The sequence below is a fragment of the Burkholderia sp. ABCPW 14 genome (assembly GCF_001523835.1).
GTDB lineage: Bacteria > Pseudomonadota > Gammaproteobacteria > Burkholderiales > Burkholderiaceae > Burkholderia > Burkholderia mayonis.
Window position 1 is genome coordinate 1 of the sequence record NZ_LOVS01000166.1, and the last position, 3,818, is coordinate 3,818.

Annotated in this window: 4 protein-coding genes and 1 pseudogene; 4 read left to right on the plus strand and 1 reads right to left on the minus strand. The window is 49.2% G+C overall.

Annotated features, from left to right (window positions below):
* From WS62_RS38450 to WS62_RS35015, 4 genes and pseudogenes are all read left to right on the plus strand, one after another.
* A pseudogene (locus WS62_RS38450) lies at positions 1 to 320 on the plus strand (hypothetical protein); the annotation flags it as partial.
* A gap of 15 nt (positions 321 to 335) precedes the next feature.
* On the plus strand, positions 336 to 1,001 hold the full coding sequence (locus tag WS62_RS26210) for an ABC transporter ATP-binding protein (RefSeq protein WP_066577139.1): 666 nt from the start codon (positions 336 to 338) through the stop codon (positions 999 to 1,001).
* Positions 998 to 2,383: a glycosyltransferase family 9 protein gene (locus tag WS62_RS36980; RefSeq protein ID WP_156441148.1), complete on the plus strand. Its 1,386-nt coding sequence runs from the start codon at positions 998 to 1,000 to the stop codon at positions 2,381 to 2,383. The genes WS62_RS26210 and WS62_RS36980 overlap by 4 nt, the downstream gene beginning before the upstream one ends.
* Positions 2,380 to 2,955, plus strand: coding sequence for a glycosyltransferase family 9 protein (locus WS62_RS35015; RefSeq protein WP_082721302.1), 576 nt, complete (start codon positions 2,380 to 2,382; stop codon positions 2,953 to 2,955). Before WS62_RS36980 ends, WS62_RS35015 begins: the two co-directional genes overlap by 4 nt.
* A gap of 469 nt (positions 2,956 to 3,424) precedes the next feature.
* Here WS62_RS35015 and WS62_RS26215 read toward each other — a convergent pair.
* Positions 3,425 to 3,818, minus strand: a 394-nt coding sequence (locus tag WS62_RS26215) for a transposase (RefSeq protein WP_156441149.1), incomplete at its 5' end; no start/stop codon positions are given.

Here is a 3,818-nt window from a genome sequence, read left to right on the forward strand (position 1 = left end):
GACGGATGCTCGCTACGCTGCTCTCGTACCAGACGGACTGCGCGCTCCCGGACTTCCGGGGAAAACTTGCTTGGCTTCTTGCTCATGGCTCCATTCTCTCAAGAGTTCGAGCCTCCACCAAATCCGGGGCGGTTCAGACCTTTCAGAAGGTAGTGCTATGGTTTCCCATGACGAATGCGGTTGAAATGATGCGCGCCGGCTATTGGGGATATTCGAATCACTTTCATTTCAGTGTTGCTTATACATTTCTTTGCTGCCTTTCCATGACTCTCGTTGCGCTCTTGTTGATGGGCGACCGACGCATGAAGATGCTCACATAACTCATGGACATCGAGATGCTCGTATTGCGAAACGTTACGAAGCGATATAAGTCGAGGACCGGTAGCCATACGGTGCTCAATGGGATAAGTTTAACTGTTGAACGCAGTGAAAAGGTAGGCATACTCGGGAAAAACGGAGCCGGCAAATCGACGCTTGTCCGCCTGATCAGCGGCCAGGAATCTCCTGATAGCGGCTTGATTCAGCGAAAGATGGCTGTATCTTGGCCCTTGGCTTTTGCAGGAGGTTTTCAGGGAAGCCTGACTGGTCTCGATAATCTTCGCTTTATCTCTCGAATTTATAATATCGATCACGAATCAATTCGTGAATTTGTAGAGAAATTTGCAGAGCTTGGCAAATATTTTCGCGAGCCAGTCAAGACATATTCCAGCGGCATGCAAGCGCGCCTCGCGTTCGCACTTTCGCTCGCCATCGAATTTGATTGTTACTTGATTGATGAAATTATTGCGGTCGGCGATGCCAGATTCCATGAGAAGTGTGTCTATGAACTGTTCGAAAAACGCAAAGATCGAGCATTCATCATCGTTTCTCACGATGCTGGATTCATTATGAAATACTGTAATAGTGCCGCCGTTCTTGACCAGGGTACAATCACACGCTTCGGCGACGTATCCAAAGCATACGAGCACTACAGCCATCATATTCTCGAGTTAGGGCAATGATGACAATGACCACATCGACATCAGCCGTAGTCGCGAACCTGCCCATTACGCCGGAAGGTAAGTACGGGAACGAGACAATCGACTCGATGATCTCGCTCGATCTAAGCGGAATAGCCTACGAAAATCACCACGCGCCTGTTTTTCACGCATGGTTGAAGTTAAATCAACAAGAACGTAGGCAAGCGTTGCATGATCGTTACGTTTTTCTTTCCGTTGCATGCTGCATTGATCAGCATTTGACAGATTTGCTACGACTGGATTTTCAGAAAGCAAATGAATTCACAAGAGATGTACTGAACGACATTTCATACTTATCTCAAGGTTTTATCAGTCATAGTGAGGAATGGTTTCGAGGCCTTAATCAACTTGCCGGCACATTTACCGACCACAATTACTTACCCGAAGCGAGTGCTGTTGTCGACATAGCATCGCGAACGGGTGTGGTGAAGTTTCCTCGCATTGCTCAATCAATCAGCTTACATCGCGCATATCTCGGCGCCGTCGCTGGCCGGCGCGAACAGGCGTCAGAGGTCGCACTACGGTTAGTGCGCAGGCCTTTCCTATTGCCTAATCGCCGGGAATTACCGAAGCTGTACCAAAAATTAATGTATATCCTTGCGTCGAGCAATCACCTCGACGAATATAAAACCGTCCTCTGGAAAGGGATTTGCAGCTTCCATTCGAATGAACAGCTTCGAATCGGTTTTACTTCGCAAATTGTTAAGACCTACCGAGGCGCTCTTCGCGCCTTCCTTCGCAACGAAGTTCCACTACGTTACCGCCTTCCATTTCTCCTGGCCAATGTCGCGAGACTCGCCGGGTCCAGTCCAGTGGTGCGATCCCTACGTGCTCATAAGCTGCTATGGGGGATTTATTTGGGTACGTTATATCTGCTTCATTCGTCCAAATCGTCGGCGACATTCCAGCCGACCAGCGCTCAGCATAAGACCGATCATGCCAGCAGACGATGGCGCATTCCCCTCCCCGCCTCGATGCAGAAACGTAGGATTTTGATCACGCGGGCGATGGGTGGAATTGGTGACGTGCTCATGATGACTGCAGGTCTTCGAGCCCTCGCAAAGAAGTATCCGAAAGCACAGATAGATTTTGCTGTGCCGAAATCATTTCACCCGATCTTCGAGGGACTAAATGAAATACGAATCGTTGATGTAAACAGCGATGACGTGAGTTTAGCGCAATATAATCGCTGGATCAATCTTACGGACTGTCCGGCGGGACGCGTCGAGGCGAGGCAATACCCGAACGTTCGGAGCAATCGTATTGAAGTTTTTGCACGCGCCATGGGCGCATCAAAATCGTATGTCAGGCGCTCGGTTGGATTTTTGCCTTTCTATCGAGTTACTGCCGAAGAAAAAGAATGAGCCATTTCATATCTAAAAAAATCAACCCCAATAACCTACCCGTCATTGGCATTCAGCCTTTCTCTGTCGATAGCTACAAGAATTGGCCGGATATGGAAAAATTGGCAACGCGACTCAGTCTAGATCATTGTGTTTTAATTTTTCATCACGAGGCCATTTCTGGATATATTTCCCCCAACATCCATAAGATATTGACATCTCTGAGAATGAGCGTCGCCCTGCTTGCTGAATGTCAGAAACTAGTTGCCGTCGATTCATCATTCGTTCATTTATCGGCTTCGATAGGCATCAAAACCGTAGCGATTTTTGGCCCGACCAGTGGGCGCATTTTTTGTCGGCACTATCCAAACGTACGATTCATTGCTCCTGCAAAAACAGAATTCCCATGCGCCCCATGCTGGAGAAATAAGCATAAACCATGCCACCTGACAAATGGACGAGAAAGCATTTGCCTCAAAGCAATCACTGTTAACCGCGTAATTGATGCACTAAACGATGAGGCTGCCAGTTGCCATATCGGAATTGGGATTTGGAAACGTCTCAAGGCTTGGATTCTATATGGGCGAGAGTGAGCGAAATCATCATTCCGCTCTTTCGAGGCACTCTCAAAAATGGAGCATCAATTCAATATCTGTCTGACAACAGGCAGAGCTTTGTGCAATTGAGAACTCTACACGCTCACCCAAAAACTCATTTATATCTTCGATTTGCACGCACCTTTAGATAGAAGCAGAATGGAGAACTGAAATGTCTTATACGTCAATTCTTGATCGATTGAAAGCCATGACTGGAGCAAATAGTACCGAAACCCCAAAATGCAAAATTTGCAATTCCCAAATACATAATATTTTTTCCCTTCCGAGTAGCAAACTAACTGGACACCCCATTCCAGACTCCGAAAACAATTGCCATTATTACGAGTGCGTGGCATGTCGATTTCTTTTTACCGACATTCACGACAAAATAGAACATACCGAACTGTACGACGAACACTACTGGGACAATCAAGATCCAGATTGGGGGGTGCCCCTATGTTGTTCGTCAAGCGTTAGGGGCCGACTTGGGTTGGTAAATGGTGCCGTCGCGCAGCATGGCGAACAGGACGTCGCAGCGTCGCCGAGCCAGTGCGATGAGCGCTTGGTTGTGGCGCTTGCCTTGCTGGATCTTGCCCGAGTAATAGGCCCGTGAGACTGGGTCTCGTAAGGCCGCGAAGGCGGAGAGGAACAAGGCGCGCTTGAGCACCTTGTTGCCCCGTCTGGACGGGTGCTCGCCACGGATCGACGAGCCTGAGCGCCGGGTGACCGGCGCGAGGCCAGCGTAGGCCGCCAGATGAGCAGCCGAAGCGAAGGCTTTATGGGCGACTTCGGTCAGGAGTCTGGCGGCGGTCCTGACGCCGACTCCCGGCATGCTGGTCAGGACCGGCCAAAGAGGGTGA